This is a genomic window from Variovorax sp. GW821-FHT09D07, from assembly GCF_059416345.1.
The window spans coordinates 23,746-48,234 of sequence record NZ_JBWKOY010000011.1 but is presented as its reverse complement, the minus strand read 5'-3'; the positions used below and the strand labels follow the sequence as shown (position 1 = coordinate 48,234).

Genomic DNA, 24,489 nt, shown 5'->3' with positions numbered 1-24,489 from the left:
TTCTCTTGCATAACCGCCATCGCGGCATGCATAAGCCATGGCGCGCGGCCCTCAGTCGGAATATCGTTGCGCCCATCCATTCCAACCAAGGGAATCTTCCATGAACGAGAAACTCTCCTTCGTCAATCCGACGGCCAACAGCCCCTGGGGCACCTACCTGTCGCAGGTCGATCGTGTCGTGCCGTACCTCGGCCCGCTGGCACGCTGGGTCGAAACCCTCAAGCGCCCCAAGCGCGCGCTGATCGTCGACGTGCCGATCGAGATGGACAACGGCACCATCGCCCACTTCGAGGGCTACCGCGTGCAGCACAACATGAGCCGCGGCCCGGGCAAGGGCGGCGTGCGCTTCCACCCCGACGTCACGCTGGAAGAAGTGATGGCGCTGTCGGCCTGGATGACCATCAAGACCGCGGCCGTCAACCTGCCGTACGGCGGTGCCAAGGGCGGCATCCGCGTCGACCCGAAGAAGCTGTCGCTGCAAGAGCTGGAGAAGGTCACGCGCCGCTACACCAGCGAGATCGGCATCATCATCGGCCCGCACACCGACATCCCCGCGCCCGACGTGAACACCAACGCGCAGATCATGGCGTGGATGATGGACACCTACTCGATGAACGTCGGCGGCACCGCCACCGGCGTGGTCACCGGCAAGCCGCTGCACCTGGGCGGCTCGCTGGGCCGCGTGAAGGCCACCGGCCGCGGCGTGTTCGTCACCGGCCGTGAAGCGGCCCGCCGCCTGGGCATGGACCTGCGCGGCGCGCGCATCGCGGTGCAGGGCTTCGGCAACGTGGGCTCGGTCGCGGCCGAACTGTTCGTCGAGGCAGGCGCCAAGATCGTCGCGGTGCAGGACCACACCGGCACCATCGTGAACACCAACGGCCTCGATCTGACCCAGCTGGTGCCCATCTCGCGCACCGACGGCGTGGTCGGCTTCAAGGCCGGCGGCGACATCGTGCCGAACGAAGACTTCTGGGACGTGGCCTGCGACATCCTCATTCCGGCCGCCCTCGAAGGCCAGCTCACGGCCGAACGCGCCAAGAAGACCACCGCCAAGCTGGTGCTCGAAGGCGCCAACGGCCCGACGGTGCCCGAGGCCGACGACATCCTGGCCGAGCGCGGCGTGCTGGTCGTGCCCGACGTGATCTGCAACGCCGGCGGCGTGACGGTCTCGTACTTCGAATGGGTGCAGGACTTCTCGTCCTTCTTCTGGGACGAGGACGAGATCAACGTGCGCCTCGACCGCATCATGATGAACGCGCTCAACCAGATCTGGGACACGGCCGACAAGCACAAGATCCCGCTGCGCACCGCCACCTACGCGGTCGCCTGCGAGCGCATCCTGATGGCGCGCCAGGAACGCGGTCTGTACCCCTGACGCGATCTCCGGGGCTTGCAGGGCCTTTCGGGAACCCCCGGCGTGCCGGGGGCTCGAAGCGAAGCCGCCGGTTGGTTAGCATCCGGTGTCCTTCCCGCCCTGCCATGCCCCAGACCTCTTCTGCTGCTTTCTTCTCTTCGCCGGCCCGCGTGCCGGCGTTTCTGTTCCCGGGCCTGCTGTCGGCCCTGTTGCTGGCCGGCTGCGGCAGCTTCGGCACGGGGCAGGCCTACGAGCCCGAAGACTTCGACTCCACCACCACCCACACGCGCAACTACGCCGCCAGCGAGGCCCAGACCTGCGAGGCGGCGCGCCGCGCGTTGCTGAGCCAGGGCTACATGGTCACTGCCGCCAACGCCGACCTGGTGACCGCGCGCAAGAGCTTCCAGCCCGCGGCCGAGACGCATGTCGAGGTCGAGTTCCGCGTGGTCTGCGCGCGGGAAGGGGGCGCCGGCAGCGCCTCGGCCGGACGCAGCACGGTGGCCTTCGCGACCGCGCTGCAAGACCGCTACGGCCTGAAGAAGGGCAGCAACTCGGCCAGCCTGGGCGTGGGTGCCATCGGCTCGCTCTCGCTGCCCTTCGGCGGCAGCAACGAAGCGATGGTCAAGGTGGCGAGCCAGACGCTCACGGACGAACGTTTCTACGACCGCTTCTTCACGCTGGTCGAGCGCTTCCTGCAGGGCGGCGGCCCCGACATGCCAGCGGACGCGGCACCGGCCGACGACGCACCGAAGCCCGCCACGCGCCCCGCAGCCACCACCTTCCCGGTGGCGCCGTCGCCCAACCGCGGCTGAACAGGCTCGGCAGTCAGCGCACCAGCGTCGACTTGCCGAACAGGCTCTCGATCAGCTCCACCGCCACCTCGGCCGTCTGGTTGCGCACGTCGAGCGCGGGGTTGAGTTCCACCACGTCGACCGAGCCGAGCCGTCCGGTGTCGGCGATCATTTCCATGCACAGCTGCATCTCGCGGTAGGTCGGCCCGCCGCGCACGCCCGTGCCCACGCCCGGCGCGTCGGCCGGGTCGAGGCAATCGAGGTCGAAGCTCACGTGCAGGTGGGTGTCTTCGTCCACGTCCTGCAGCGCTTCGGTCATGGTGGTGCGCATGCCGTTCTCGTCGATGTGGCGCATGTCGAACACGGTCAGGTCGAGCGTGCGAATCGCCTTCTTCTCGTCATCGTCCACGCTGCGGATGCCGATGAAGCGGATGGCGTCGTGCGCCAGCGCTGCGGGCTCGCCGCTCCAGCCCGTGAGGTCCGCCGGCCCGTGGCCCAGCAGGCACGACACCGGCATGCCGTGCAGGTTGCCGCTGGGGCTCGTGGTCTCGGTGTTGACGTCGGAGTGCGCGTCGAGCCACAGCACGCGCAGCTTCTTGCCGCGTTTTCGCGCATGCCAGGCCACGGCGCTGATGGAGCCGATCGCCAGGCAGTGGTCGCCGCCCAGCATCACCGGCACGTGGCCGGCGCCCAGCGCGGTGTCGACGGCGGCGTAGACCGAGCGGTTCCAGGCGATCACCTCGGTGAGGTGGCGCAGCCCGTTGGCCGGTGGTGCCCACGGCGTGGCCGGGCCCGCGAGGTTGCCGCGGTCGAGCACCGTGAAGCCCTGGCCCGCGAGCGCCTCGGCCAGGCCGGCCACGCGCAGTGCGTCGGGGCCCATGCCCGCGCCGCGCACGCTGGCGCCGATGTCGGTCGGCGCGCCGATCAGTTCGAGGGTGGTGGCGGCGGTGCTGCTGCTGTTCATGTCGGTCTCCCGATGTGGTGCCAGAGGTAGGCGTAGCCGAGCGCATCCATGAAGGCGGACGCCTTGTTGTCCGCGGCGGCGCTGTGGCCGCCTTCCATGTTCTCGTAGAAGCTGCTGTCGTGCCCTTGCGCGAGCAGCTTCGCGTGCATCTTGCGCGCATGCACGGGCCCCACGCGGTCGTCGCGCGTGGAGGTGGTGAACAGGGCGGGCGGGTAGGGCGCGTCGGCCCGGGCGTTCTCGTAGGGCGAGAAGGTCCGGATGAATTCCCACTCGTCGGGCAGTTCCGGGTCGCCGTACTCCGCGATCCATGAGGCGCCGGCCGACAGCTGCGTGTAGCGCTTCATGTCGAGCAGCGCCACCTCGCTCACGATGGCGCCGTACAGCTGCGGGTACAGCGTGAGCATGTTGCCCATGAGCAGGCCGCCGTTGCTGCCGCCCATGGCGCCCAGGTGCGCGGGCGAGGTGATGCCGCGCGCGAACAGGTCCTGCGACACGGCCGCAAAGTCTTCGCAGGTGCGCAGGCGGTTTTCCTGCAGCGCGGCCTGGTGCCAGCGCGGGCCGTACTCGCCGCCGCCGCGGATGTTCGCCACCACGTACACGCCGCCGCGCTCGAGCCAGGCGCGGCCGATGCCGCCGCTGTAGCTCGGCTCCAGCGAGATCTCGAAGCCGCCGTAGGCGTACTGCAGCGTGGGGTTCGTGCCGTCGGCCACGAGGTCCTTGGCGGCGATCTCGAAGTAGGGCACGCGCGTGCCGTCCGCCGAGGTCGCGAAATGCTGGCTCACGCGAAAGCGCGAGGCGTCGAAGAAGCCGGGGCTGTGCTTCAGCGGCTGCGGTTCGCCCTGGCCGAGAGTGCCGATGTACAGCGTGGTCGGCTGCAGGAAGCCGCTCACGGTCAGGAAGTAGTCGTCGTTCTCGGTCTCGTCGATGCCGCCGGCCGCCACGCACGAGAGCGCGGGCGCGCCGCCCAGGCTGTCGCGGGCCCAGTCGCCCAGGCCGTCCGCCGGCGGCGTGAGCACCTCCAGCCGGTTCACCACGTCGTGCATCACGTTGAGGATGAGGTGGTGGCGCGTCCACGAGTAGTCGTCGAGCGCGGTGGTGTCGTCGGGCTCGAACAGCAGCGTGAGCTCGCGCGCGCCGGCCATGTAGTCGTCGAAGCGCGCGGCCAGCAGCGAGCCGGCGGTGTAGGTGCGGCCGGCCACGGTCCAGTCTTCGCGCGGCTCGATCAGCAGCCACTCGCGCGTGACGCCGGTGTTGGCGTCGTCGGGCACGTCGATCTTGGTCAGCGTGCCGTCGGGCGCGCGCAGCCAGGTCTCGCTGTCGTAGAAGTCGATCTGGCGCGAGACGAAGTCGCGCTCGAAGCCGGGCGTGTGGTCGCTCCAGGCGCTCACCGACATGTCTTCGTGCGCGCCTTCGTACACGGTGACGGCTTCGGCCAGCGGCGTGCCGCGTCGCCACTCCTTCACCAGGCGCGGGTAGCTCGAGCTGGTCATGGAGCCGGGGCCGAAATCGGTGCCCACGTACAGGTGGTCGATGTCTTTCCAGGTGACGTGGTTCTTCGCCTCGGGCAGCGCGAAGCCGCCTTCGACGAAGGCCAGGTTCACCAGGTCGAACTCGCGCACCACGTCGGCATCGGCGCCGCCGCGCGACAGCGAGATCAGGCAGCGCTCGTACGCCGGCTCCAGGCAGTCGGCGCCGTGCCAGACCCAGTTCTCGCCGTCGTGTGCGGCCAGCGCGTCGAGGTCGAGCACGGTCTCCCACGCGGGTTCGGGCGTGCGGTATTCGGCGAGCGTGGTGCGGCGCCACAGGCCCTTGGGATGCGCCTTGTCGCGCCAGAAGTTGTAGTACAGCGCACCGATCTTGCTGACCATCGGAATGCGCGCGTCCGAGTCGAGCACCTCGAGCAGGCCCTGCTCGATCGACTGGAAGGCCGGCGACTGCGCATAGGTGTGAACGGCGCTTGCATTCTGCTGGCGAGCCCAGTCCAGAGCGGCTTCGCCGTCGATGTCTTCGAGCCAGAGATGGGGGTCTTCGTTGTGCGCAGAGGTCATGCGGCACAGTGTACGAAGCCCCCGTGAATGCGGCGGCCTGTGAGCAGTTGTTGCTGCATTCGAGGCGCGTCGATTTTTTCATTACATGTGGATGCGCGCCCCGGCCATCCTTGGGGCAAACCCCTGTCCCGGGCGTGCCTTCCCCCGGTGGAAACACTGAAGAAGCGAAGGCCCACGAACGCGATGCCCACGGTATCCTGCCGGACGGCGCATGCCCCAACGAGGAGAACCACACATGAAACACCTGAGCGGTCTTGATGCCACCTTCCTGCACCTGGAGACCCCCGAGATGCCGATGCACGTGGGTTCGCTCAACGTGCTGGACCTGCCCAAGGGCTACAAGGGCGACTTCTACGAAGACGCCAAGGCCTTCATGGCCAGCCGCATCCACCTGGCCGACGTGTTCACGCGCAAGCTCGCGCTGATGCCCTTCGACATGACCAATCCGGTGTGGGTCGAGGACGACGACATCGACCTCGACTACCACGTGCGCCACATCACGCTGCCCAAGCCCGGCACCAACCGCCAGCTGCAGCAGTACGTGGCACGGCTGCATTCCACGCTCATGGACCGCAGCCGGCCGATGTGGGAGTTCTTCATCATCGACGGCCTCAAGAGCGGCCAGGTGGCGCTGTACACCAAGGTGCACCACGCGGGCATCGACGGGCAGGCCGGCGTCGAGCTGGGCAAGGCCATCTTCGACCTCGAGGCCACGGGCCGCGTGATCAAGCCGCCGCGTGCGCGCCCGCGCAGCAACGGCTACCAGCTGGGCATGGCCGAGCTTGCCACGGCGGCGCTGCGCAACACGGCGCAGCAGTACGTGAAGCTCTTCAAGATGGCGCCGGCCATCGCGCGCGCCATCGGCGGCCTGGCCCAGCCCGACGAGAAGGCGGCCGACAAGGCGGCGGCCACCGCGCCGAAGAAGTTCAACCTCTTCGCGCCGCGCACCTCGCTGAACGTGTCGATCACCAACCAGCGCACCTTCGCCGGGCGCACCATCTCGCTGGCCGAGACCAAGTACATCGCCAAGCACTTCGGCGTGTCGCTCAACGACGTGGTGCTGGCCACCGTGGCCGGCGCGTTGCGCCATTACCTGGCCGACAACAACGAGCTGCCGGCCAAGCCGCTGGTGGCCGGCGTGCCCGTGAGCCTGCGCGAGGCCGGCGACCAGACGGCCAACAACCAGGCCAGCATGATCCTCGTGAGCCTGGCCACCGACATCACCGATCCGCTGCAGCGGCTGAAGGCGATCAACGCATCGTCGAACTCGTCCAAGTCGACGATGAACCGCTTCAAGGCCGTGATCCTGGACGACTTCCCGACCTTCGCCGCGCCCTGGCTGGTGTCGGGCATCGCCTCGATGGTGGGGCGCTCGGGCATCGTCAACCTGCTGCCGCCGGCGGCCAACGTCGCCGTCTCGAACGTGGCAGGCGCGCCGTTCCCGATGTACTTCGCGGGGGCGCTGGTCACCTGCTACTACCCGGTGTCGATCGCCAGCCACGGCACCGCGCTCAACGTCACCGTGCAAAGCTACAACGGCCGCATGGACTACGGTCTGATCGCCTGCCGCCGCGCCGTGCCCGACATCACCGAGATCGGCGACTACCTGCTGGCCGAGCACAAGCTGCTGATGGAGCTGACGCAGAAGCACCCGGCCGTCTCCGGCGCGCCCGCCACACCGCCCAAGCCAGTGGCCGCCCCCGCGCCGGAAGCCGACGAAGAGGCCCAGGCCGCTGCGCCGGCCCGCAAGCCGGCCGCGCGCAAGAAGGCACCGGTGAAGGCCGTCGCCGCCAAGAAGACGGCGCAGAAGGCCCCTGCCAAGGCCGCGCCGGTCAAGGCGGCGGCGAAGAAAGCCCCTGCGAAGAAGGCGGCGGCGAAAAAGGCTGCACCCCGCCCAGCGGCCCGCAAGGCCGCCGCATCGCCGCGCGCCGCTGCGGCATGATCGACAGGGCCGGCCCGGCCTGGACAAAAAATTGGGGCAGTTGGACTAGTTTTCCGACCGTTCTAGTTTTCCAGGCCTAGGCCCAGCGGAAGATGATTGGCCCATCGCGATTCCCCGCGAGCCATTCAACTTCAAGGAAATCTCACATGTCCACGCAAACCAACATCGCTTCCGCCGCCATCCACGTCGTCGGCCAGTACAACGACGCCGGCAAGACCCTGGTCGGTGCCTACCGCACCGGCGTGCAACGCCTGCTGGGCGGTGCCGCTTCGCGCTACAGCGAGTTCCTGGGCAACCGCCAGATCCCGCTGGTGAGCGAGCAGATCAAGGCCAACCTGATCGGCGCGCAAGAGAAGGTGCATGGTTTCCTGGCCAACCGCCTGGACATCGACACCAGCCGCATCGTGAACGTGATGGACCGCGTCGCCGCCGGCACCACCAGCGGCATCGAAACCGTCGCCAACCGCGTCGCCCAGATCGAATCGCCCGCTGCCACCACCGTGCTGAACGCCCTGTCGGCCGTGAACCAGCCCTTCGCCACCGTGTCGGTGCAAATCGCCGACCGCATCGTCGCCGGCACCAAGCAGATCGAAGCCCGTGTGAGCGGCACCGAAGAAGCCGCCCCCGTGCGCACCGTGAAGGCCAAGGTCGCTGCGGCCAAGAAGCCGGTTCGCCGCGCTGCCCGCAAGGCGGCCTGATCCCGGGGCGCTGACCGCGCCCTTTTCATCTTTCACGCCCCTGGAGCACCACCGCATGGCGACCCGTCCCGATGACACTGCCAAGTTGAAGAAGAGGGCGGCGCCTGCCAAGAAGGCTCCGGCGGCGAAGAAGAAGGCCGCGCCCCGCAAGGCGGCGCCGGCTGCGAAAGCACCGCCCGCAGACACTGCGGCCGGCACCAACAAGGCCGAAGCGCTGCTGCGCGCCGGCCTCAAGGCGCTGGACAACGTGCGCAACGATGTCGCCAAGCGCCAGGCCAACGTGATCGAAGGCCTGCTCGGCATCGGGCACGGCAAGGCCGACGTGGCCGGTGCCAAGGCGGCGCTGACGCGCGGCTTCCCCAGCCTGGACACCTTCGGCATCCGCAAGTTCGAGGACGTGTTCGACCAGCGTGTCGCCACCGCCCTGCAACGCCTGGGCATGCCCAGCGCCGACGAGGTGCAGGCCCTGCGCGACGAGGTGGCGCAGTTGCGCGAACGCCTCGCGAAACTCGAGAAACCGTCCAGTTCAGGCAGCGCCGGCGGCAAGCGCTGAGCGGCACGCAACGCACGCAACACGCCGCTTGTGGCCAGCTCCAACACCACGCGCGATCGCATCCTGCAGACCAGCCTTGCGCTGTTCAACGCGGAAGGTCTTCCGGCCGTGTCCACGCACAAGATCGCGGCCGAGCTCGGCATGAGCCCGGGCAACCTGCACTACCACTTCAAGGCCAAGCAGCTGATCGTCGAATGGCTGTTCCGGCGCTTCGAGCAGCGGCTCGAGGTGCTCAACGGCTCGTCGGCTTCCATCACCGCCATCGACGACCTGTGGCTGGCGCTGCACCTGCGCTTCGAGGCCATCGACGAATACCGTTTCATCTACCGCGACATGGCCTTCCTGGCCAGCGAGTACCCGGCCCTGGGGCAGCGCGCCCAGGCCATGACGGCGCAGAACCTGCTGGCGGCCCAGACACTGTGCGAAGGGCTGGTGGCCTCGGGCGTGATCGAGACCAGCGCCGAGCAGGCGCGCATCCTCGCGCTCCAGATGGTCTTCACCACCACCTGCTGGCTCTCGTTCGAGCGGCTCGTGCCGGGGCGTGACGCGCTGGCGCAGGCCGACCCCGGTTTGGCGGCTTTCTACACACTCACGCTGGTTTCTCCGTATGTTTCCAGCGAATCGAGGGCTTATCTTGATTACCTGAGGGGCAAATACCTCGGATAAATGAAGTCGTCGTCCGACGGGGCATGCAACTTCGCACCCCCATCGTCGTCCTACAGAAGAAAGAACAGAAAGGAAGCCGCCATCATGACCACCGCCACCCACGAACCCATCGCTCCGCCGTCGCGCCTGCTCTTGCTGGCCGAAGCGCGCGCCCTCTGGGAAACCGGCGCCGGCCTCGCCATGTGGCCGCTGCTGCAGCTCGCGCCGCGCGGCGACGGGCACCCCGTGCTCGTGCTGCCGGGCCTGGTGGCCAGCGACATGTCCACGCTGCTGCTGCGCCGCTACCTGTGCAGCCGCGGCTACGACGCGCACGGCTGGGGCCAGGGCCGCAACCTGGGCCCGCGCGCCGGCGTCGAGGACGGCATGGTCGACCTGCTCAAGACCCTGGCCGACAAAAGCGGCCAGAAGGTCAGCGTGATCGGCTGGAGCCTGGGCGGCGTGTACGCGCGGCTCTTGGCCTCGGCGCAGAAGGATCTCATCCGCAACGTGATCACGCTCGGCAGCCCGTTCTCGGGCAGCCCGCGCGCCACCAACGCCTGGCGCGTGTACGAAGGCGTGAGCGGCCAGAGCTCGCACGACCCGCGCCGCATGAAGTTCGTCGAACCCACGCCGCCCGTGCCCACGACCTCGATCTTCAGCCGCACCGACGGTGTCGTCGCATGGCGCTGCAGCCTCGAGAAGACCGGCCCGCAGTCGGAGAACATCGAGGTGGTGGCGAGCCACCTGGGGCTCGGCGCGCACCCGGCCGTGCTCTATGCGGTGGCCGACCGGCTGGCGCAGCCCGAGGGCGAGTGGAAGCCGTTCAACCGCGGCATGCTCGGGCCGCTGGTGTATCCGGACCCGGATCGCAACGCCTGAACTGAGGCGAAAGCTCCCAATGAAAAAAGACCGGCGAATGCCGGTCTTCTTCTTTAGGGCTCCAGGCTTGGTTCTTCAGGCCCCGGCCCACACGTCGAGCACATAGCGCTGCTCGGCAATCATCTGGTCCATCCACGCCGCGCTGTCCTGCCCATGCTCGCGCGCGAGGTCGCTGAGCGTGCGCCGCACGTCGGGCTCCATGCGCGAGCCGTCGCCGCACACATACACGACGGCGCCGGCTTCGAGCAGCTTCCACACGGCCGCGCCCTGTTCGCGGATCAGGTCCTGCACGTAGACCTTGCGGTCGCCGGCGCGCGAGAAGGCCGTGTGCAGTTTCATCAGGCCGCGGTGCGACCAGGCCTGCAGCTCTTCGGCGTAGATGAAGTCCTGCTCGGGATGGCGGCAGCCGAAGAACAGCATCGCCTCGCCCAGCGCGTCGCCGCGTTCGACCTGCGACGCGCGCGCTTGCAGGAAGCCGCGGAACGGTGCCAGGCCGGTGCCCGGGCCGATCATGATGAGCGGCCGGTTTGCGTCCTCCGGCAGGCGGAAGCCCTCGGCCGTGGTCTCGCGGATCACGCCGTGCACCGTGTCGCCGGCCTCGGCGCGCGCCAGGAAGTTGGAGCACACGCCCTCGAAGGTGCCGTTGCCCGACATCGCGGGCGCGCTCACCACACCCACCGTCACGCTGCAGCGCCCCGGCGTCATCGTCGGCGACGAGGAGATCGAGTAGTAGCGCGGCGACAGCGGCGACAGCATTTCCAGGAACACCGCGAACGGCACCTGGCAGGCACGGTGCTCCTCGAGCAGCTCCAACAGCGACTTGCGCTTGTGCAGCACCTCGGCCTTGTACGCGGCCTGCGAGGCCTCGTCGCTGCCCGACAGCGCCTGCAGCTTCGGCTTGGTGAACGGGCACTCGGTGTGCGCCGCGAGCGTGGCGATCTGCTTGCGCGTGGCCACGTCCTGCAGCTCGACGTAGTCGCCCAGCAGGCGATCGACCGCGACCACCTGGTCCACCGGCAGCGCCGCCTTGCGCCCCGGCACCGCCGACAGGCGCACGTGCGCCGAGCGGTCGAAACCGAAGCGCGCCATCGCGCGCTCGACCTGCGCCGGGCTGTTGCGCGGCACCACGCTCAGGTGGTCGCCGGGCACGTAGTTCACGCCCTCGGGCAGCATCAGCTCGACGTGGCGCGTGGAGCGTCCGGCCTCGCCGTTGGCGCCGGCGCTTTGCAGTTCGCGGTTCTCGATCACGCGCAGCGGCACGGCGCCCAGCGCATCGACCAGCGCGTTCTTCTGCGGCGGCGGCAGCTCTTCGAGCGTGTACAGCGGCTCGGCCTCGGCCGGCGTGTCGGCGCCGTTCTTGATGTCGAAGGTCTTCACCAGCGCGGGCCACAGCGCGTCGCTCCAGTCCTGGAAGGCGCCGTCCATGTCCTCGCGCGCATCGCCTTCGCCGCGCTCGTGCACGCGGTCAGCGCCCAGCGCCTCGAGCCGTTCGTCGATGCGGCGCGGCACCGCCTGGTAGGTGGCGGCCCAGTCGGTGTTGCCGCAGCCGAAGACGCTGAAGCGCACGCCGTTGAGCGAATCGTCGGCCTTGTCGAGCCAGCGGTGGAACTCCGCCGCGTTGTCGGGCGCCACGCCGTTGTACGAGGCGCAGACGATCGCCACCGCGCCGCTGGCCGGCAGCCGCTCGGCGTAGTCGTCGAGCGAGGCCAGCTGGGTCGAGAAGCCGCGCAGCTCGCCGGCCTCGGCCAGCTGGCGCGCCAGGTCTTCGGCGGTGCCGAGGTTGGAGCCCTGCAGCACCAGCAGCGAGGTGCCGTGGCGCGCCGCTTGCGGCTTGCGCGCGGCGGGCTTGGCCGGCGTGTCGGGCGTGGCCGCCGCTTCCACGGTGCCGCGCGGGCGCGAGGCCGGGTCGCGCAGCAGCGCCTTGATCTTGAAGTTCTCGGGCTTGATCGTCAGCGCTTCCTTGATCTTGAGCTTGTAGCCCGTGTGATCGACGAGGTTGAAGCGCTGCAGGATCATGCCCAGCGTGAGCACTGCCTCCTGCAGGGCGAACTGCCGCCCGATGCAGGCGCGCTGGCCGTTGCCGAAGGGCTTGAAGGCGTTCACGGGCCGCTCGCGCTCGGCCTCGCGGCTGAAGTGGTCGGGGTTGAACTGGTCGGCGTCCTCGCCCCAGATGCCCTTGTCACGGTGCAGCGCGAGCGCATGCATGATGACCATGTTGTTCTTCTTGATCGTGTACTGGCCGCCGATCTTGGTGTCTTCCTTCGCGCGCATCGAGATCGCGGGCGCGGTCGGGTACAGGCGCAGCGATTCCTTCAGCACCTGCATCACGTACTGCAGCCGGTTGACCTGCGCGTAGGTGGGCTTTTGCGTGGTGTCGCCGCCGAACACGCTGTCGACCTCGGCCTGCGCCTTGGCCATCGCCTCGGGGTTGTTCAGCAGGAAGTAGATGGCGAACGAGAGCAGGCCGCTGGTGGTCTCGTGGCCCGCGATGAGGAATTCGATGCACTCGTCGCGGATCATCTTGTCGGTGAGCTTCTCGCCGCTCTTCTTGTCCACGCCCGCGATCATGTAGCTCAGGAGGTCGGGCTTGGTGGCGATGTCGGCGCCGCTGGCGCGCCGCTCCTCGATGATGTCTTCCACCATCTTGTGCATGTAGCGGATGTCCTTGCGCTGCTGCGCCAGCTCCTTCTTGAGCATCAGCTCCTCGAGCGGAATGCCGCGCCGGTTCTGCACCGTCTCCAGGGTGCGCACCATCGCATCGACGAAAGGATGGAAGCCTTCGCGGTAGAACGAGTTGAAGCGGTAGCCGAAGCCGCACAGGCCGATGGTGTCGAGCGTGAGCGCGGTCATGTCGCGCACCACGTCCACCTCTTCATCGAAGTTCAGCCGCTCCCACTTGGTGACCAGCTGCCCCGCGATGTCCAGCATCATCGGGTGGTAGGCCTGCATCGCGCGCTGGCTGAAGTTGGCCAGCAGGATGTTGTGCGGCTTCGACCAGGTCTCTTCGTGCGTGTCGGAGGTGAAGAGGCCGTGCGACGCGGCGCGCAACCGGCGCAGCGCGCCGCGCGTGCTCTTGTCGAAGCGCGGCTCTTCGCACAGCTCGTCGACCAGCGCGGGCGACGACACCACGATCACCGGCATGCCCGGCATGTCGAGCCAGTAGATGCCGCCGAGGTCCTGCGCGATCTTCCACATGTCGAGCACCGGCGAGTCGGAGCCGATGGACAGCAGATTGCCGACGAAGGGTTTCTTCGCCGGATGGGGGATCGGATGGAGCGAGTTCTTTCCTGCCATGGTGTACCTTGTTGTGCCTTCGGTATGGACCCGCTTCGGATGTCCGGGATGCGAATCCGGAGTATCCCGATGGCACAGGGGGTGGGCAGGACGGGGTTTCCCTAGGAAACAATGACGCGGCGCAGGGGGCGATCACGCCGTCAGCGTGATCGCTATTCACAGTGGCCTGGGCAGGTCCCCCGAAAGAACTCAGTCAGGGTCGGACCATCTTGCAGTCGGTGCCCTGCGCCAGCTCGTTCCCGGTATAGACCGCATCGGTGCGGAAGCCGTAGTTGGTGCCTTCCCAGCCTGTCTTCACCGCCTTGCCGTCCACCGGCGCGATGGTGTTCACCACCTGCGGCAGCAGCAGCTGGTGGTCTTCGCCGCGCATGCGCACCGGGCCCACCACCGAGTCGAAGCTCAGGTCCTCGAGGGCGCGCGCCACCCTCACCGTGTCGGCGCTGCCGGCCTTGGCGATGGCGGCGGCCAGCAGGCGCGGTGTCAGGTCGATGCGCGGTGCGAGGAAGTCCTTGCCGGTCTTGGCCTTGTAGGCCTTGGCCAGTGCGTCGACCTTCGGCGTGTCGGCCTGGCCCGGGTGCCATTCGGCCACCCAGGTGAGCTGCCCCGTCTTGGCCTGCGACACGGCGGTGACAGTGCCCGGCACCGAGCCCGCGCTGTGGTTGAAGTAGCGCAGGTTGTAGCCCGCGTCGCCCGCGGCCTTCTGCAGCAGCGTCATGTCCTGGCCCCAGTTGCCGGTGATGACCGAGTCGGCGCCGCTTTGCTTGATGTTGGCGATGTAGGGCGCGAAGTCCTTCACGCGGCCGATGGGGTGCAGTGTCTCGCCGACGAACTGGATGTCGGGGCGCGCCAGGCCCACCAGCTGGCGGCCGTAGCTGGCCCACTGCTTGCCGTGGGCATAGTCCTGGTTGAGCAGGTAGACCTTCTTCACGTCCGGCGTCTTCTTGATGTAGTTGGCCAGCGCCTTCATCTTCATCGCCGTGTTGGCCTCGGTCTGGAAGTGCCAGAAGCTGCAGCCCTTGCCGGTCATCTCGGGGTCGATCGAGGAGTGGTTCAGCACGATCAGTTCCTTGCCCGGGTTGCGCTGGTTCCAGCGCGCCACGGCCAGCACCAGCGCCGTCACCACCGACGAGCCCGAGCCGCCCGTGACGATCGCCTTGGCGCCCTGGTCGATGGCCGCCTGCAGCGCGCTCTGGCTTTCCTGCGCCGAGAGCTTGCTGTCGAACTGCAGCAGCTGCAGCTTCATGCCGCCGAGCACGCCGCCCTTGGCGTTGATGTCCTCGATGGCGTACTGCGTGTGCATGAGCATCAGCTCGCCCACGTTGGCGAACGGCCCCGACAGCGGATCGATGTAGGCGATCTTGTAGGTCGGCTGCTGGGCCTGCGCTGCCGTGCCGGCGATGGCAAACAGAGAGGCAAGGGCGATCCGCGCCAAGGGCGCATGCGTGAGCTTCATGAAGTGTCTCCGGAGGGTGTGTGAAAGACGGGATCAGTTCTTCGCGCGCAGCCCGATCACGCGGCTGGCCAGTTTCGTGAGCTGTGCCACCACCTCGTCGGGCGAGAGGCGCCCGCCGGGGCGGTACCAGCTGTAGAGAAAGCCCGGCAGGCTGCAGGCCGCGAGCGCGGTGATCTTGGTCTCGTCGAAGTCGAGGTCGCCGTCGCGCCGGGCTTCTTCGAGCAACGGGCACAGCAGGTCATAGAAGTGATGTGCGAGCTTCTTCTGCGCTTCGAGGTACTCGGGGCGGTACACCTGCGGCTCGCGGTACGCGAAGAAGGCCACCGGGTGGTGCGCGATGGTGGCGCGGATCAGCCCCTCGATGCCTTCCATCACCTTCTCGCTCGCGCGGCGCGGGTCGGCGGCGGCGAAGTCGAGCGCGGTGAAGCAGTCGACCGCGGGGCGCCACGACAGCGTCTCGAAGATCTCCTGCTTGTCGCGGAAGTAGTAGTACACGAAGGGCTTGGTCACGCCCAGCTCGCGCACGATCTGCGCCATGGTCGTGTTGGCGTAGCCCTGCGCGGCAAACAGCTGCGCCGCCGCCTGCAGGATGCGCTCGCGCTGCAGGTCGGTGCCCTGCGTGGCCGCGCGCTGGCGGCCCGTGCCCTGCGGCAGGTGCGGCTGCGCCGTGTGCGTGGCAGAGGGTTTGTTCGGTGTCGCGGAAGTTATACCCATGGGTAGGATTGTTCGTGCACGATGCCGCATTGGCAAGCGCCGGCCCTGCGCAGGCGGCTATCGATAACCCTGAGAAAGTGACGCCATGGAGACAACGCCCGCCACCCCGCAACGCCTGAAGGAACTGCCGCCGCGCGTGCAGCAGCCCCTGCATGCCTACCTGCGCGACCACGCACGCACGCGCGGCGACGCCACCGCCTGCCTCTGGTACGGCCAGGCCCTGAGCTGGGCCGAGCTCGACCGCGCGAGCGACGCCTTCGCCGCGCGCCTGCAGGCCCTGGGCGTGGCCAAGGGCGAACCCGTGGTGCTGTTCCTCAACAACTGCCCGCAGTACCTGGTGGCGCACTTCGGCATCCAGAAGATCGGCGCCATCGTCTGCCCGAGCGGCCCGCTCAACAAGGAGCACGAGCTGGCCTACCAGGTCAACGACCTGAAGGCGCGCGTGATCGTCGCGGCCGCGCCGCTCCTGCCGGTGGTGCGCAAGGTGCAGGCCGAGAGCGCGCTCGCGCATGTGTTCGTGGTGCACTACGCCGACCTGCTGCCCGCCGAGCCCACGCTCGACCTGCCGGCCGAACTGGCCGCCGAGCGCACCGCCGAACGCAGCGTGCCCGAAGGCTGCGAAGACTTCCTCGCCGTGATGCGCAGCGGCGCCACGCCGCAGCCCGTCGCCATCGACATGGACGACATCGCGCTCATGACCTACACCTCGGGCACCACCGGCCTGCCCAAGGGCGCGATGCTCAGCTACGGCAACGCGCTCTTCAAGACGCGCGCCGCGGCCGACTGCAACGGCGTGGGGCCGGACGACGTGCTGCTGTCGATCGCGCCGCTGTACCACATCGCCGGCATGCTCATGGGCGTCAACGTGCCCGTGCTCAGCGGCGCCGCTTCGGTGCTGATGCACCGCTTCGATCCGCGCGCCGTGCTGCAGGCCATCGACCGCTACGACGTCAGCTGGTGGTACAGCATCGCGCCGATGAACGTGGCCTGCATGCAGGTGCCTGACATCGCCGGCTTCGACCTGTCGAGCCTGAAGATGAACCCCGTGACCAGCTTCGGCATCGCCTTCACCGAGCCGCTGGCCGCGCAGTGGCGCTCGCACGCCAACCACTGCAGCTCGTTCGAGGCCGCCTACGGCCTGAGCGAAACCCACACCTGCGACACCTACACGCCGCACGTGGCGCCGCGCTGGGGCACGCAGGGCGTGCCGGTGCCGGGCGTGACCATCCGCATCATCGACACCGAAACGCAGGCCGACATGCCCACGGGCGAAGTCGGCGAGATCGTGCTCACCAGCGCCGGCTCGTTCAAGGGCTACTGGAACAAGCCCGAAGCCACGGCCGCCACCTTGCGCAATGGCTGGGTGCACACGGGCGACATGGGCAAGCTCGACGCCGACGGCTACCTCACCTTCATCGGCCGTTTCAAGGAAATGATCAAGGTCTCGGGCTACAGCGTGTTCCCCGAAGAGGTCGAGACCATCCTCATCAAGCACCCGGCGGTGGCGCAGGCGGCGGTCATCGCGCAGCCGGACCCCGAGAAGGGCGAGGTCGTGAAGGCCTTCATCGTGCGCAAGCCCGGCGCCGCGCTCGAGGCCGACGCGCTCGTGGCCTGGGCGCGCGAGAACATGGCGAGCTACAAGGCGCCGCGCGCCGTGAGCTTCATCGATGCATTGCCCACCACGGGCGCAGGCAAGGTGCTGCGCCGCCTGCTCAAAGACAAGACCTGAAAGGCTTCCTCGCGTGTTTTCCAAAGTTCTGATTGCCAACCGCGGCGAGATCGCCGTGCGCCTGGTGCGCGCGCTGCGCGACCTGGGCATCGCCAGCGTGGCGGTGCATGCGCGCGACGATGCCGCCGCGCTGCATGTGCAGCTGGCCGACGTGGCGGTGGCGCTCGATGCGACCGGCCCTTCGGCCTACCTCGACGTGGCCGCGTTGATCGCGGTGGCGAAGGCGCAAGGCTGCGATGCGGTGCATCCCGGCTACGGCTTCCTCAGCGAGCGCGCCGACTTCGCACAGGCCTGCGCTGACGCGGGCCTGGTCTTCATCGGCCCCACGCCCGAGCAGCTGGGCTTGTTCGGCGACAAGGCCCGCGCCCGCGAACTGGCCGCGCAGTGCGACGTGCCCGTGATGCCCGGCAGCGCCGGTGCGGTGACGCTCGCGCAGGCCCAGGCCTTCTTCGCCGAGCAGCACGCGCAGGGCGCGGGCGTGATGGTGAAGGCCATCGGCGGCGGCGGCGGGCGCGGCATGCGCGCGGTGCTGAACGCCGAAGAGTTGCCCGAGGCGCATGCGCGCTGCATGTCCGAGGCCAAGGCGGCGTTCGGCATCGAGGGCGTGTACGTCGAGCGCCTGATGCGCAACGCTCGGCACATCGAGGTGCAGGTGCTCGGCGACGGCCACGCCGTGGCCAGCCTCGGCGAGCGCGAGTGCACGCTGCAGCGCCGCTTCCAGAAGCTGGTCGAAATCGCGCCGAGCCCCTCGCTGCCCGAGCCGCTGCGCGCGCAGGTCACGCAGGCCGCGCTGCGCATGGCCAAGGCCGTGGGCTATCGCGGTCTCGGCACCTTTGAGTTCCTGGTCGATGCCGCGTCGACCACCCTGCCTTTCGTCTTCATCGAGGCGAACCCGCGCCTGCAGGTCGAGCACACGGTGACCGAGGCGGTGACGGGGCTGGACCTCGTGCAGCTGCAGATCGCCGTCGCTTCGGGCGACACGCTGGACGCGCTCGGCGTGGAGGCCGGCCGCACGGCACCGCAGCGCGGCTTCGCGGTGCAGTGGCGCATCAACGCCGAGACGCTCGACGCGCAAGGCAACGCGCGCCCCGCCGGCGGCACGCTCGCGCGCTTCGACCTGCCCGCCGGCCCCGGCGTGCGCGTCGACACGCACGGCTATGCGGGCCTGGCACCTTCGCCTCACTACGACACGCTGCTGGCCAAGCTCATCGTGCATTCGCCGTCGCCGCGTTTCGCGGACGCGCTGCGCCGCTCGCTGCGCGCGCTCGACGAATGCCACATCGACGGCATCGCCACCAACCTGCCGCTGCTGTGCGCCATTGCCGCGCGGCCCGAGTTCGCGACGCAGGTGGTGCACACGCGCTTCGTGGAAGCGCACCTGGGCGATCTGCTCGCCGACGCGAAGGCGTTCGAGAAGCACACGAAGAAAGTGACCGCGCCCGCAGCCGCGAGCGCACCGACGCAGGAGGAGGACGAAGACGACGGCCTCACCGTCAAGGCGCCGATGCCCGCGAAGCTGGTGCAGTTCGAGGTCGCGGTGGGCGACGTGCTGCCCGCCGGCGCGCAGCTGGGCGTGCTCGAGGCCATGAAGATGGAGCACCTGCTGCACGCGCCCGTGGCCGGCCGCGTGCTGGCGCTGCTGGCCGCACCCGGCGACTACCTCGTCGAAGGCCAGTCGCTGGTGCGACTGGAGGCCGTCGATGCGCAGGGCGTCGAAGCGCAGGCGCGCGTCGCGCACGACCTCGACGCGATCCGTCCCGACCTGCAGAAGGTCATCGACCGCCATGCGCCCACGCTCGATGCGAACCGCAAGGCGGCGGTCGACAAGCGGCATGCGCAGGGCGGGCGCACCGCGCGCGAGAACATCGCCGACCTGTGCGACATGGCCGGCGACCCGGGCAACTTCATCGAGTACGGCGCGCTCGCCATCGCCGCGCAGACGCGCCGCCGCTCGCTCGAAGACCTCATCGCCAACACGCCGGCCGACGGCATGGTGACGGGCCTGGGCAGCGTCAACGCGAAGCAGTTCGGGTCCGAGAAATCGCGCTGCGCCGTGCTCGCGTACGACTACACCGTGCTGGCCGGCACGCAGGGCATGCGCAACCACCACAAGACCGACCGGCTGCTCGCGGTGGCACACCAGCTCAAGCTGCCGGTGGTGCTGTTCGCCGAGGGCGGGGGCGGGCGGCCGGGCGACACCGACATGCCGATCGTCGCGGGCCTGAACAACCACACCTTCAGCCAGTTCGCGGCGCTGTCGGGCAAGGTGCCGGTGGTCGGCATCGTGCATGGGCGCTGCTTCGCGGGCAACGCGGCGCTGCTGGGCTGCGCCGACGTGATCATCGCCACCAAGGGCAGCAACATCGGCATGAGCGGCCCCGCGATGATCGAAGGCGGCGGCTTGGGCACCTTCGCGCCCGAGCAGATCGGGCCGAGCAGCGTGCAGTCGCGCAACGGCGTGATCGACATCCTGGTGGAGGACGAAGCTGCAGCCGTGGCGGCTGCGAAGCAGTACCTGTCGTACTTCCAGGGTCCGGTGAGCGACTGGCAGTGCGCCGATCCGCGCACGCTGCGCCACGTCGTGCCCGAGAACCGGCTGCGCGTGTACGACGTGCGCGCCGCGATGCGCGGCGTGGCCGACACCGGCTCGCTGCTCGAGTTGCGCGCGGGCTTCGGCGCGGGCATCGTCACGGCGCTGGCGCGCATCGAGGGCAAGCCGGTCGGCCTGATGGCGAACAACCCGCACCACCTGGGCGGCGCGATCGACGTGGAGGCGGCCGACAAATCCGCACGCTTCATGCAACTGTGCAATGCCCACGGGTTACCGATCGTGTCGTTGTGCGACACGCCCGGCTTCATGGTCGGGCCCGAGGTCGAGGCGCAGGCGCAGGTGCGCCACGTGTGCCGCATGTTCATGGTGGCCTCGCATCTGCGCGTGCCTTTCTTCGCGGTGGTGCTGCGCAAGGGCTACGGCCTGGGCGCGCAGGCCATGACCGCCGGCGGCTTCGACGCGCCCGTGTTCACCGTGGCCTGGCCCACCGGCGAATTCGGTGCGATGGGCCTCGAAGGCGCGGTGCGACTGGGCTTTCGCAAGGAACTCGCGGCCGTGCCTGAAGGCGCCGAGCGCGACGCGCTCTTCAAGCAACTGGTGGCGCAGCAGTACGCGAACGGCGAAGCGATCCACATGGCGCAGACGCTGGAGATCGACGCGGTGATCGACCCGGCCGACACGCGCACCTGGCTGGTGCGCGGCCTGGCCTCGGCGACGCGGCCAGCCGAGGCGGTCTCGGCGTACGTCGACACTTGGTAACTTTAGGTTAGACCTCGTCACTGGCGCGGGCAAGGCGGCTCCGTACACTGGGCCGCTTTTGCACGCATGAAGCTTCCTGCCCGCTGGCGCGTCCGACTGCGCGACGCCGCCTTTTCCCCTGCACACTGGATGGCCGTTCTCGGCCTTGCGGTGCTGCTCGTGGGCGTGCAGGCGGTGTGGGCGGAGAAGGTCGAGCAGGCGGCGCGCCAGCCGGCCGAAGCGCGCTGGGTGGCGAGCTGGGCCGTGGCGGTGCTCGACTTCGCCGAGCTGGACGCGAACCCCGCCACGGCCGCCATCGGCGGGCCGGGCGACCATGTGTTCCGCGGCCAGACCTTGCGCCAGATGATGCGCCCGACGATCGACGGCGAGCGCATCCGCGTGCGGGTGTCGAACCGCTTCGGCAAGACGCCGCTGCGCATCGCCGCCGCCACCGTGGCACTGGGCACGGGCGGCGACGCCATCTCGCCGGCCTCGTTGCGCACGCTGCGTTTCGGCGGCCGCGCCACCGTCACCGTGGCGCCGGGCGCGGAAGCATGGAGCGACGGCGTGGCGCTGAACGTTGCGGCGGGCCAGGCCGTGGCCGTGAGTCTTTTTCTCGACCGCGCGACACCGTTCGCCACGATGTACCTGCTGTCCAGCGACACGGGCTGGCTGGCGCAAGGCAACGCCGTCTCGGCGCCCCGGCTGTCGAAGGCGGTGGCGCTGCCGATGAGCCACATCGTGACAGGGCTCGATGTGCTCACCACCCGACCTGTGCGCACCGTCGTTGCGTTCGGCGACTCGATCACCGCGGGCGGTGGCGAGTCGGGCGACGGTTCGTACCCTGACATGCTCGCCACGCGGCTGCGTGACAGCCCGCAGGCCGCGCACGCGGTGTCGGTGATCAACGCAGGCATAGGCGGCAATCGGCTGCTGGTGAACGGCATCGGCCCCGACGGCCTGTCGCGCTTTGCGCGCGACGCGCTGGGCCAGAGCGGCGTGACGCACGTCATCGTGCTGCTGGGCACCAACGACATCGGCCGCGCCATCTTCGCGGGCATCCCCGGCCTGAAGGTGCCGTCGCACGACGTGCCCACGGCCGAGCGTGTCACCGAGGGCCTGGGGCAGCTCGTCAAGCAGGCGCGCGCCAAGGGCGTGAAGGTGCTGCTGGGCACCGTGCCGCCCTTCGGCAACACGATCTACGGCACCGACGCCAACGAGGCCATGCGCGAGGCCGTGAACCGCTGGGTGCGCAGCCGCCAGGACGTGGACGGCGTGATCGACTTCGATGCCGTGCTGCGCGACCCTGCGGCGCCGCGTCAGCTGAATCCGACATTCGACAGCGGCGATCACCTGCATCCCAACCGCGCCGGCCACGCGGCTATGGCCGCGGCCATCGACCTGCGCGAATTGCAGGAATAAAGCGCGTCTGCGGCAGCGAAACAGCTCTACACAAGATTTCGCGCAGCGCTTACAGGCGCTTCACACGGTCCCGGCAGCATGAAGGCTCCTCCAACAACCATGGGGCTTTCTCATGAAAACACTCGCAGTCGCTCTTTCCATCGGTGCCGCTTCGCTGCTGTCGGTGGGCGCCCTGGCCGTTCCCACGGCCGCGCAGGCGCAGGCGGTGATCACCATCCAGGGGCCGCCGCCCCCGCCGCGCTACGAGCGCATGCCGCCGCCGCGTCGCGGCTATGTGTGGTCGCCGGGCCACTATGAGTGGCGTGGCGGTCGCCATGTGTGGGTGCGCGGCATGTACGTGCGCGCCCGCCCGGGCTATGCCTACCGCGCGCCGGAATGGCGCGAGAACAATGGCCGCTGGGAATACAACCGCGGCCGCTGGGACCGCGACGGCGACGGCGTGCCGAACCGCCAGGACCGGCGTCCGGACAACCCGTATCGCAATTGATTGAGATGTAGCGCGCGCGGCGCGCCAACGGGCTAGCGGATGCTCACCAGCTCGAGCACTTCGCTGACCTGGAACGCGCCGCCGCTCGCACCGCCGCGCGTCTGCACTTCGAAGCGGACGACGCGGCCCAGCTCCGGCGAGAACCACACGCTGGCGCGGTAGGTCCCGTACTGGTTGCCGCTCCAAGCGCCCGCGTTCGCGAAGCGCTGGGTGTGGCCACGGTAGTCGATCTTCACCACCTTCATCTCGCGGCCGTTGACCGGCAGCATGGCGGCGTCGTCCACCACGTTGGCGCGCAGGTCCATCTTGATGCGCGTGCCGCCCATGGTGGCGTCGTATTCCGTCGCCCAGGCGGCGTCCTGTTCCAGGGTCGGCCGGGCCCAGCCGCCCGGCGGCATGACGCTGTCGAACTCGCCGCCCACGGCCGTCGTGACGCCGATCACCTCGCCGCCCGGCTTCTCGATCCAGCCGCCGTTGTTGAAGCTGAGCCGGTCGTCCGAGGTGGTGGCCGTGTCCGCGCGGTAGATCACCTTGCGGTACGTGTTGGTGAGGCGGTCGTGCAGCTGGTACTCCACGAGGCTCGGGCGCTGCAGCGACACGCTGGCCGGCGCGGGCTGCGAGGCGAGGCGCTCGATGGCCCGCTGGCCGCGCGTCGGCAGTTCCGCGATCCATGCGGCCGGCATGGCGAGGGTCGCCGGGGCCGATCCGGCGACGAGGCCCACCAGGCGACCCTGCGCATCGAACAGGCCGGCACCGGCCAGGCCCGCCTCGGTCGGCGTGGCCAGTTGCAGCGACTCGAGCGCGCCCGCGGCGTTGCGGCGCACGCCGCCGAGCATGGAGATGCCGAGCGTGAGCTCGCGCCCGCGCGGCGATCCGATGACGTACAGCGGCATCCCGACCTGCAGCGCCCCCGCGGGCACGACGCCCAGGGTCGGCGACACGAGGTTCGCGATGCGCAACTGGCACAGGTCGCGCTCGACGTCCGGGTGCTCCAGCACGGCGCCGTAGCTCACGTTGTCGCGGCGCAGCGCCACGGCGCTGGCCTTGGCCAGCAGCTTGCAGCTGGTGACGGCCGTGCCCGGGCCGGTGGCCACTGCACTGCCGGTGGCCAGGACCTTGCCCTGGGCGTCGCTGGCCTGCACCACCCAGACGCTGGGCGAGATGCGCGCGAACAGCGCGTCGGGCGCCAGCGGGGCGCCGCCGGCGCGGGCGTCCTGGGCGAAGGTGGCGGGCGCTGCCAGAGCGGCAGCAAGGGCGAAAAGCTGGAGCTGCAGGCGCATCTGGAAGCGGCGATGGAGGTTGGTTAGCGGAACACGACCGTGCGGTGGCCGTTCAGCAGCACGCGGTGCTCGCTGTGCCACTTCACGGCGCGGGCCAGCACCTGGCTTTCGGTGTCGCGGCCACGGGCCGTGAGGTCTTCGACCGTGTCGGTGTGGTCGGCGCGGGCCACGTCCTGCTCGATGATCGGGCCTTCGTCGAGGTCGGCCGTCACGTAGTGGGCGGTGGCGCCGATCAGCTTCACGCCGCGGTCATGCGCCTGGTAGTAGGGCTTGGCGCCCTTGAAGCTGGGCAGGAACGAGTGGTGGATGTTGATCGCGCGGCCGGCCAGGCTCTTGCACAGGTCGTTGCTCAGGATCTGCATGTAGCGCGCGAGCACCACGAGTTCGGCGCCCTCGGCCTCGATGATCTCCAGCTGCTTGGCCTCGGCCTGCGCCTTTGTCGCGGCCGTCACCGGGATGTGGTGGAAGGGCACGTTGTAGCTGGCAGCCAGCTGGTAGAAGTCGCGGTGGTTCGAGATGATGGCGCGCACGTCGATCGACAGCAGGCCGCTCTTCCAGCGGAACAGCAGGTCGTTCAGGCAGTGGCCTTCCTTGCTGACCAGGATCACGGTCTTCATCGGGTCGGCGGCGGCGTGCAGCTGCAGGCTCATGCCGAAGCCGGTGGCGAAGGCCTTCAGCTCCTCGCGCAGCACGGCTTCGCTGTGGTCGCCGCAGGCGAAGCGCACGCGCATGAAGAACAGGCCGGTGCCGTGGTCGTTGTATTGGGCGGCCTCTTCGATGTTGGCGCCGCGCTCGAGCAGGAAGCCCGACACGGCGTGCACGATGCCCGTCCGGTCGGGACAGGAGAGGTTCAGGATGTAGGCAGGCGTAGTGGTCGTCATCAGGGGCAGGATTGTGGCAGGGGTGCCAGAATCGCGATTTTCCCTCCCCACATAACCGCAGGAGCG

General features: G+C 69.1%; 18 protein-coding genes. 11 read left to right on the top strand and 7 right to left on the bottom strand.

The annotated features are described in order from the left end of the window. Positions 1-100 precede the first annotated feature (100 nt). Positions 101-1,375, top strand: a complete 1,275-nt coding sequence (locus tag AC07OX_RS28055; RefSeq protein WP_062478443.1) for a Glu/Leu/Phe/Val family dehydrogenase — start codon at positions 101-103, stop codon at positions 1,373-1,375. A 104-nt stretch (positions 1,376-1,479) separates the two neighbouring features. Then, entirely contained in the window at positions 1,480-2,166 is a 687-nt protein-coding gene (locus AC07OX_RS28050; RefSeq protein ID WP_159274672.1) for a DUF2242 domain-containing protein, read from the top strand. A gap of 13 nt (positions 2,167-2,179) precedes the next feature. On the opposite strand, the gene rocF is transcribed toward AC07OX_RS28050, so the two are convergent. Both rocF and AC07OX_RS28040 read right to left on the bottom strand, forming a co-directional pair. Continuing rightward, complete coding sequence (gene rocF, locus AC07OX_RS28045) at positions 2,180-3,109, bottom strand: arginase (protein WP_492732636.1); 930 nt, start codon at positions 3,107-3,109, stop codon at positions 2,180-2,182. After that, positions 3,106-5,157, bottom strand: coding sequence for a prolyl oligopeptidase family serine peptidase (locus tag AC07OX_RS28040; RefSeq protein WP_495262904.1), 2,052 nt, complete (start codon positions 5,155-5,157; stop codon positions 3,106-3,108). The genes rocF and AC07OX_RS28040 overlap by 4 nt, the downstream gene beginning before the upstream one ends. A 235-nt stretch (positions 5,158-5,392) precedes the next feature. Here AC07OX_RS28040 and AC07OX_RS28035 point away from each other — a divergent pair, with 235 nt between their 5' ends. The 5 genes from AC07OX_RS28035 (at position 5,393) to AC07OX_RS28015 (ending at position 9,874) form a co-directional block, all read left to right on the top strand. Further along, positions 5,393-7,099 carry a WS/DGAT/MGAT family O-acyltransferase gene (locus AC07OX_RS28035; RefSeq protein WP_070063828.1) on the top strand — a complete coding sequence of 569 codons (1,707 nt, stop codon included), beginning with the start codon at positions 5,393-5,395 and terminating at the stop codon, positions 7,097-7,099. Between the two features lie 146 nt (positions 7,100-7,245). Further along, positions 7,246-7,797, top strand: coding sequence for a hypothetical protein (locus tag AC07OX_RS28030; protein WP_095950081.1), 552 nt, complete (start codon positions 7,246-7,248; stop codon positions 7,795-7,797). A 55-nt stretch (positions 7,798-7,852) separates the two neighbouring features. Continuing rightward, positions 7,853-8,350 carry a phasin family protein gene (locus tag AC07OX_RS28025; RefSeq protein WP_495262905.1) on the top strand — a complete coding sequence of 166 codons (498 nt, stop codon included), beginning with the start codon at positions 7,853-7,855 and terminating at the stop codon, positions 8,348-8,350. A gap of 30 nt (positions 8,351-8,380) precedes the next feature. Next, on the top strand, positions 8,381-9,016 hold the full coding sequence (locus AC07OX_RS28020; RefSeq protein ID WP_062478422.1) for a TetR/AcrR family transcriptional regulator: 636 nt from the start codon (positions 8,381-8,383) through the stop codon (positions 9,014-9,016). An 84-nt stretch (positions 9,017-9,100) separates the two neighbouring features. Beyond that, positions 9,101-9,874 carry an esterase/lipase family protein gene (locus AC07OX_RS28015; RefSeq protein ID WP_495262906.1) on the top strand — a complete coding sequence of 258 codons (774 nt, stop codon included), beginning with the start codon at positions 9,101-9,103 and terminating at the stop codon, positions 9,872-9,874. A 75-nt stretch (positions 9,875-9,949) separates the two neighbouring features. On the opposite strand, the gene AC07OX_RS28010 is transcribed toward AC07OX_RS28015, so the two are convergent. The 3 genes from AC07OX_RS28010 to AC07OX_RS28000 form a co-directional block, all read right to left on the bottom strand. After that, complete coding sequence (locus AC07OX_RS28010) at positions 9,950-13,168, bottom strand: bifunctional cytochrome P450/NADPH--P450 reductase (RefSeq protein WP_495262907.1); 3,219 nt, start codon at positions 13,166-13,168, stop codon at positions 9,950-9,952. A 193-nt stretch (positions 13,169-13,361) separates the two neighbouring features. Beyond that, entirely contained in the window at positions 13,362-14,621 is a 1,260-nt protein-coding gene (locus tag AC07OX_RS28005) for a branched-chain amino acid ABC transporter substrate-binding protein (protein WP_495262908.1), read from the bottom strand. Positions 14,622-14,654: 33 nt separating this feature from the next. Then, positions 14,655-15,335, bottom strand: a complete 681-nt coding sequence (locus AC07OX_RS28000) for a TetR/AcrR family transcriptional regulator (RefSeq protein WP_495262909.1) — start codon at positions 15,333-15,335, stop codon at positions 14,655-14,657. A gap of 85 nt (positions 15,336-15,420) precedes the next feature. Here AC07OX_RS28000 and AC07OX_RS27995 point away from each other — a divergent pair, with 85 nt between their 5' ends. The 4 genes from AC07OX_RS27995 to AC07OX_RS27980 all read left to right on the top strand — a co-directional run bounded on the left by AC07OX_RS27995 (position 15,421) and on the right by AC07OX_RS27980 (position 22,262). Next, positions 15,421-17,064 (top strand): AMP-binding protein, encoded by a 1,644-nt coding sequence (locus tag AC07OX_RS27995; protein WP_495262910.1) that lies wholly within the window; start codon positions 15,421-15,423, stop codon positions 17,062-17,064. Positions 17,065-17,077: 13 nt separating this feature from the next. Next, positions 17,078-20,374, top strand: a complete 3,297-nt coding sequence (locus AC07OX_RS27990) for a carboxyl transferase domain-containing protein (RefSeq protein WP_495262911.1) — start codon at positions 17,078-17,080, stop codon at positions 20,372-20,374. A 66-nt stretch (positions 20,375-20,440) separates the two neighbouring features. After that, positions 20,441-21,775, top strand: coding sequence for a GDSL-type esterase/lipase family protein (locus tag AC07OX_RS27985; protein WP_495262912.1), 1,335 nt, complete (start codon positions 20,441-20,443; stop codon positions 21,773-21,775). A gap of 112 nt (positions 21,776-21,887) precedes the next feature. After that, complete coding sequence (locus AC07OX_RS27980; protein WP_159279682.1) at positions 21,888-22,262, top strand: YXWGXW repeat-containing protein; 375 nt, start codon at positions 21,888-21,890, stop codon at positions 22,260-22,262. A gap of 32 nt (positions 22,263-22,294) precedes the next feature. Here AC07OX_RS27980 and AC07OX_RS27975 read toward each other — a convergent pair whose 3' ends face one another. Together AC07OX_RS27975 and purU are read right to left on the bottom strand one after the other, a co-directional pair. Continuing rightward, entirely contained in the window at positions 22,295-23,542 is a 1,248-nt protein-coding gene (locus AC07OX_RS27975; protein ID WP_495262913.1) for a S1 family peptidase, read from the bottom strand. A gap of 23 nt (positions 23,543-23,565) precedes the next feature. Beyond that, entirely contained in the window at positions 23,566-24,423 is an 858-nt protein-coding gene (purU, locus tag AC07OX_RS27970) for a formyltetrahydrofolate deformylase (protein WP_062478396.1), read from the bottom strand. Positions 24,424-24,489: the final 66 nt, after the last annotated feature.

Coding starts and splice junctions, on each gene's coding strand:
- AC07OX_RS28055 (WP_062478443.1), top strand. CDS start 101: ATGAACGAGAAACTCTCCTTCGTCAATCCGACGGCCAACAGCCCCTGG.
- AC07OX_RS28050 (WP_159274672.1), top strand. CDS start 1,480: ATGCCCCAGACCTCTTCTGCTGCTTTCTTCTCTTCGCCGGCCCGCGTG.
- rocF (WP_492732636.1), bottom strand. CDS start 3,109: ATGAACAGCAGCAGCACCGCCGCCACCACCCTCGAACTGATCGGCGCG.
- AC07OX_RS28040 (WP_495262904.1), bottom strand. CDS start 5,157: ATGACCTCTGCGCACAACGAAGACCCCCATCTCTGGCTCGAAGACATC.
- AC07OX_RS28035 (WP_070063828.1), top strand. CDS start 5,393: ATGAAACACCTGAGCGGTCTTGATGCCACCTTCCTGCACCTGGAGACC.
- AC07OX_RS28030 (WP_095950081.1), top strand. CDS start 7,246: ATGTCCACGCAAACCAACATCGCTTCCGCCGCCATCCACGTCGTCGGC.
- AC07OX_RS28025 (WP_495262905.1), top strand. CDS start 7,853: ATGGCGACCCGTCCCGATGACACTGCCAAGTTGAAGAAGAGGGCGGCG.
- AC07OX_RS28015 (WP_495262906.1), top strand. CDS start 9,101: ATGACCACCGCCACCCACGAACCCATCGCTCCGCCGTCGCGCCTGCTC.
- AC07OX_RS28010 (WP_495262907.1), bottom strand. CDS start 13,168: ATGGCAGGAAAGAACTCGCTCCATCCGATCCCCCATCCGGCGAAGAAA.
- AC07OX_RS28005 (WP_495262908.1), bottom strand. CDS start 14,621: ATGAAGCTCACGCATGCGCCCTTGGCGCGGATCGCCCTTGCCTCTCTG.
- AC07OX_RS28000 (WP_495262909.1), bottom strand. CDS start 15,335: ATGGGTATAACTTCCGCGACACCGAACAAACCCTCTGCCACGCACACG.
- AC07OX_RS27995 (WP_495262910.1), top strand. CDS start 15,421: ATGGAGACAACGCCCGCCACCCCGCAACGCCTGAAGGAACTGCCGCCG.
- AC07OX_RS27985 (WP_495262912.1), top strand. CDS start 20,441: ATGAAGCTTCCTGCCCGCTGGCGCGTCCGACTGCGCGACGCCGCCTTT.
- AC07OX_RS27980 (WP_159279682.1), top strand. CDS start 21,888: ATGAAAACACTCGCAGTCGCTCTTTCCATCGGTGCCGCTTCGCTGCTG.
- AC07OX_RS27975 (WP_495262913.1), bottom strand. CDS start 23,542: ATGCGCCTGCAGCTCCAGCTTTTCGCCCTTGCTGCCGCTCTGGCAGCG.
- purU (WP_062478396.1), bottom strand. CDS start 24,423: ATGACGACCACTACGCCTGCCTACATCCTGAACCTCTCCTGTCCCGAC.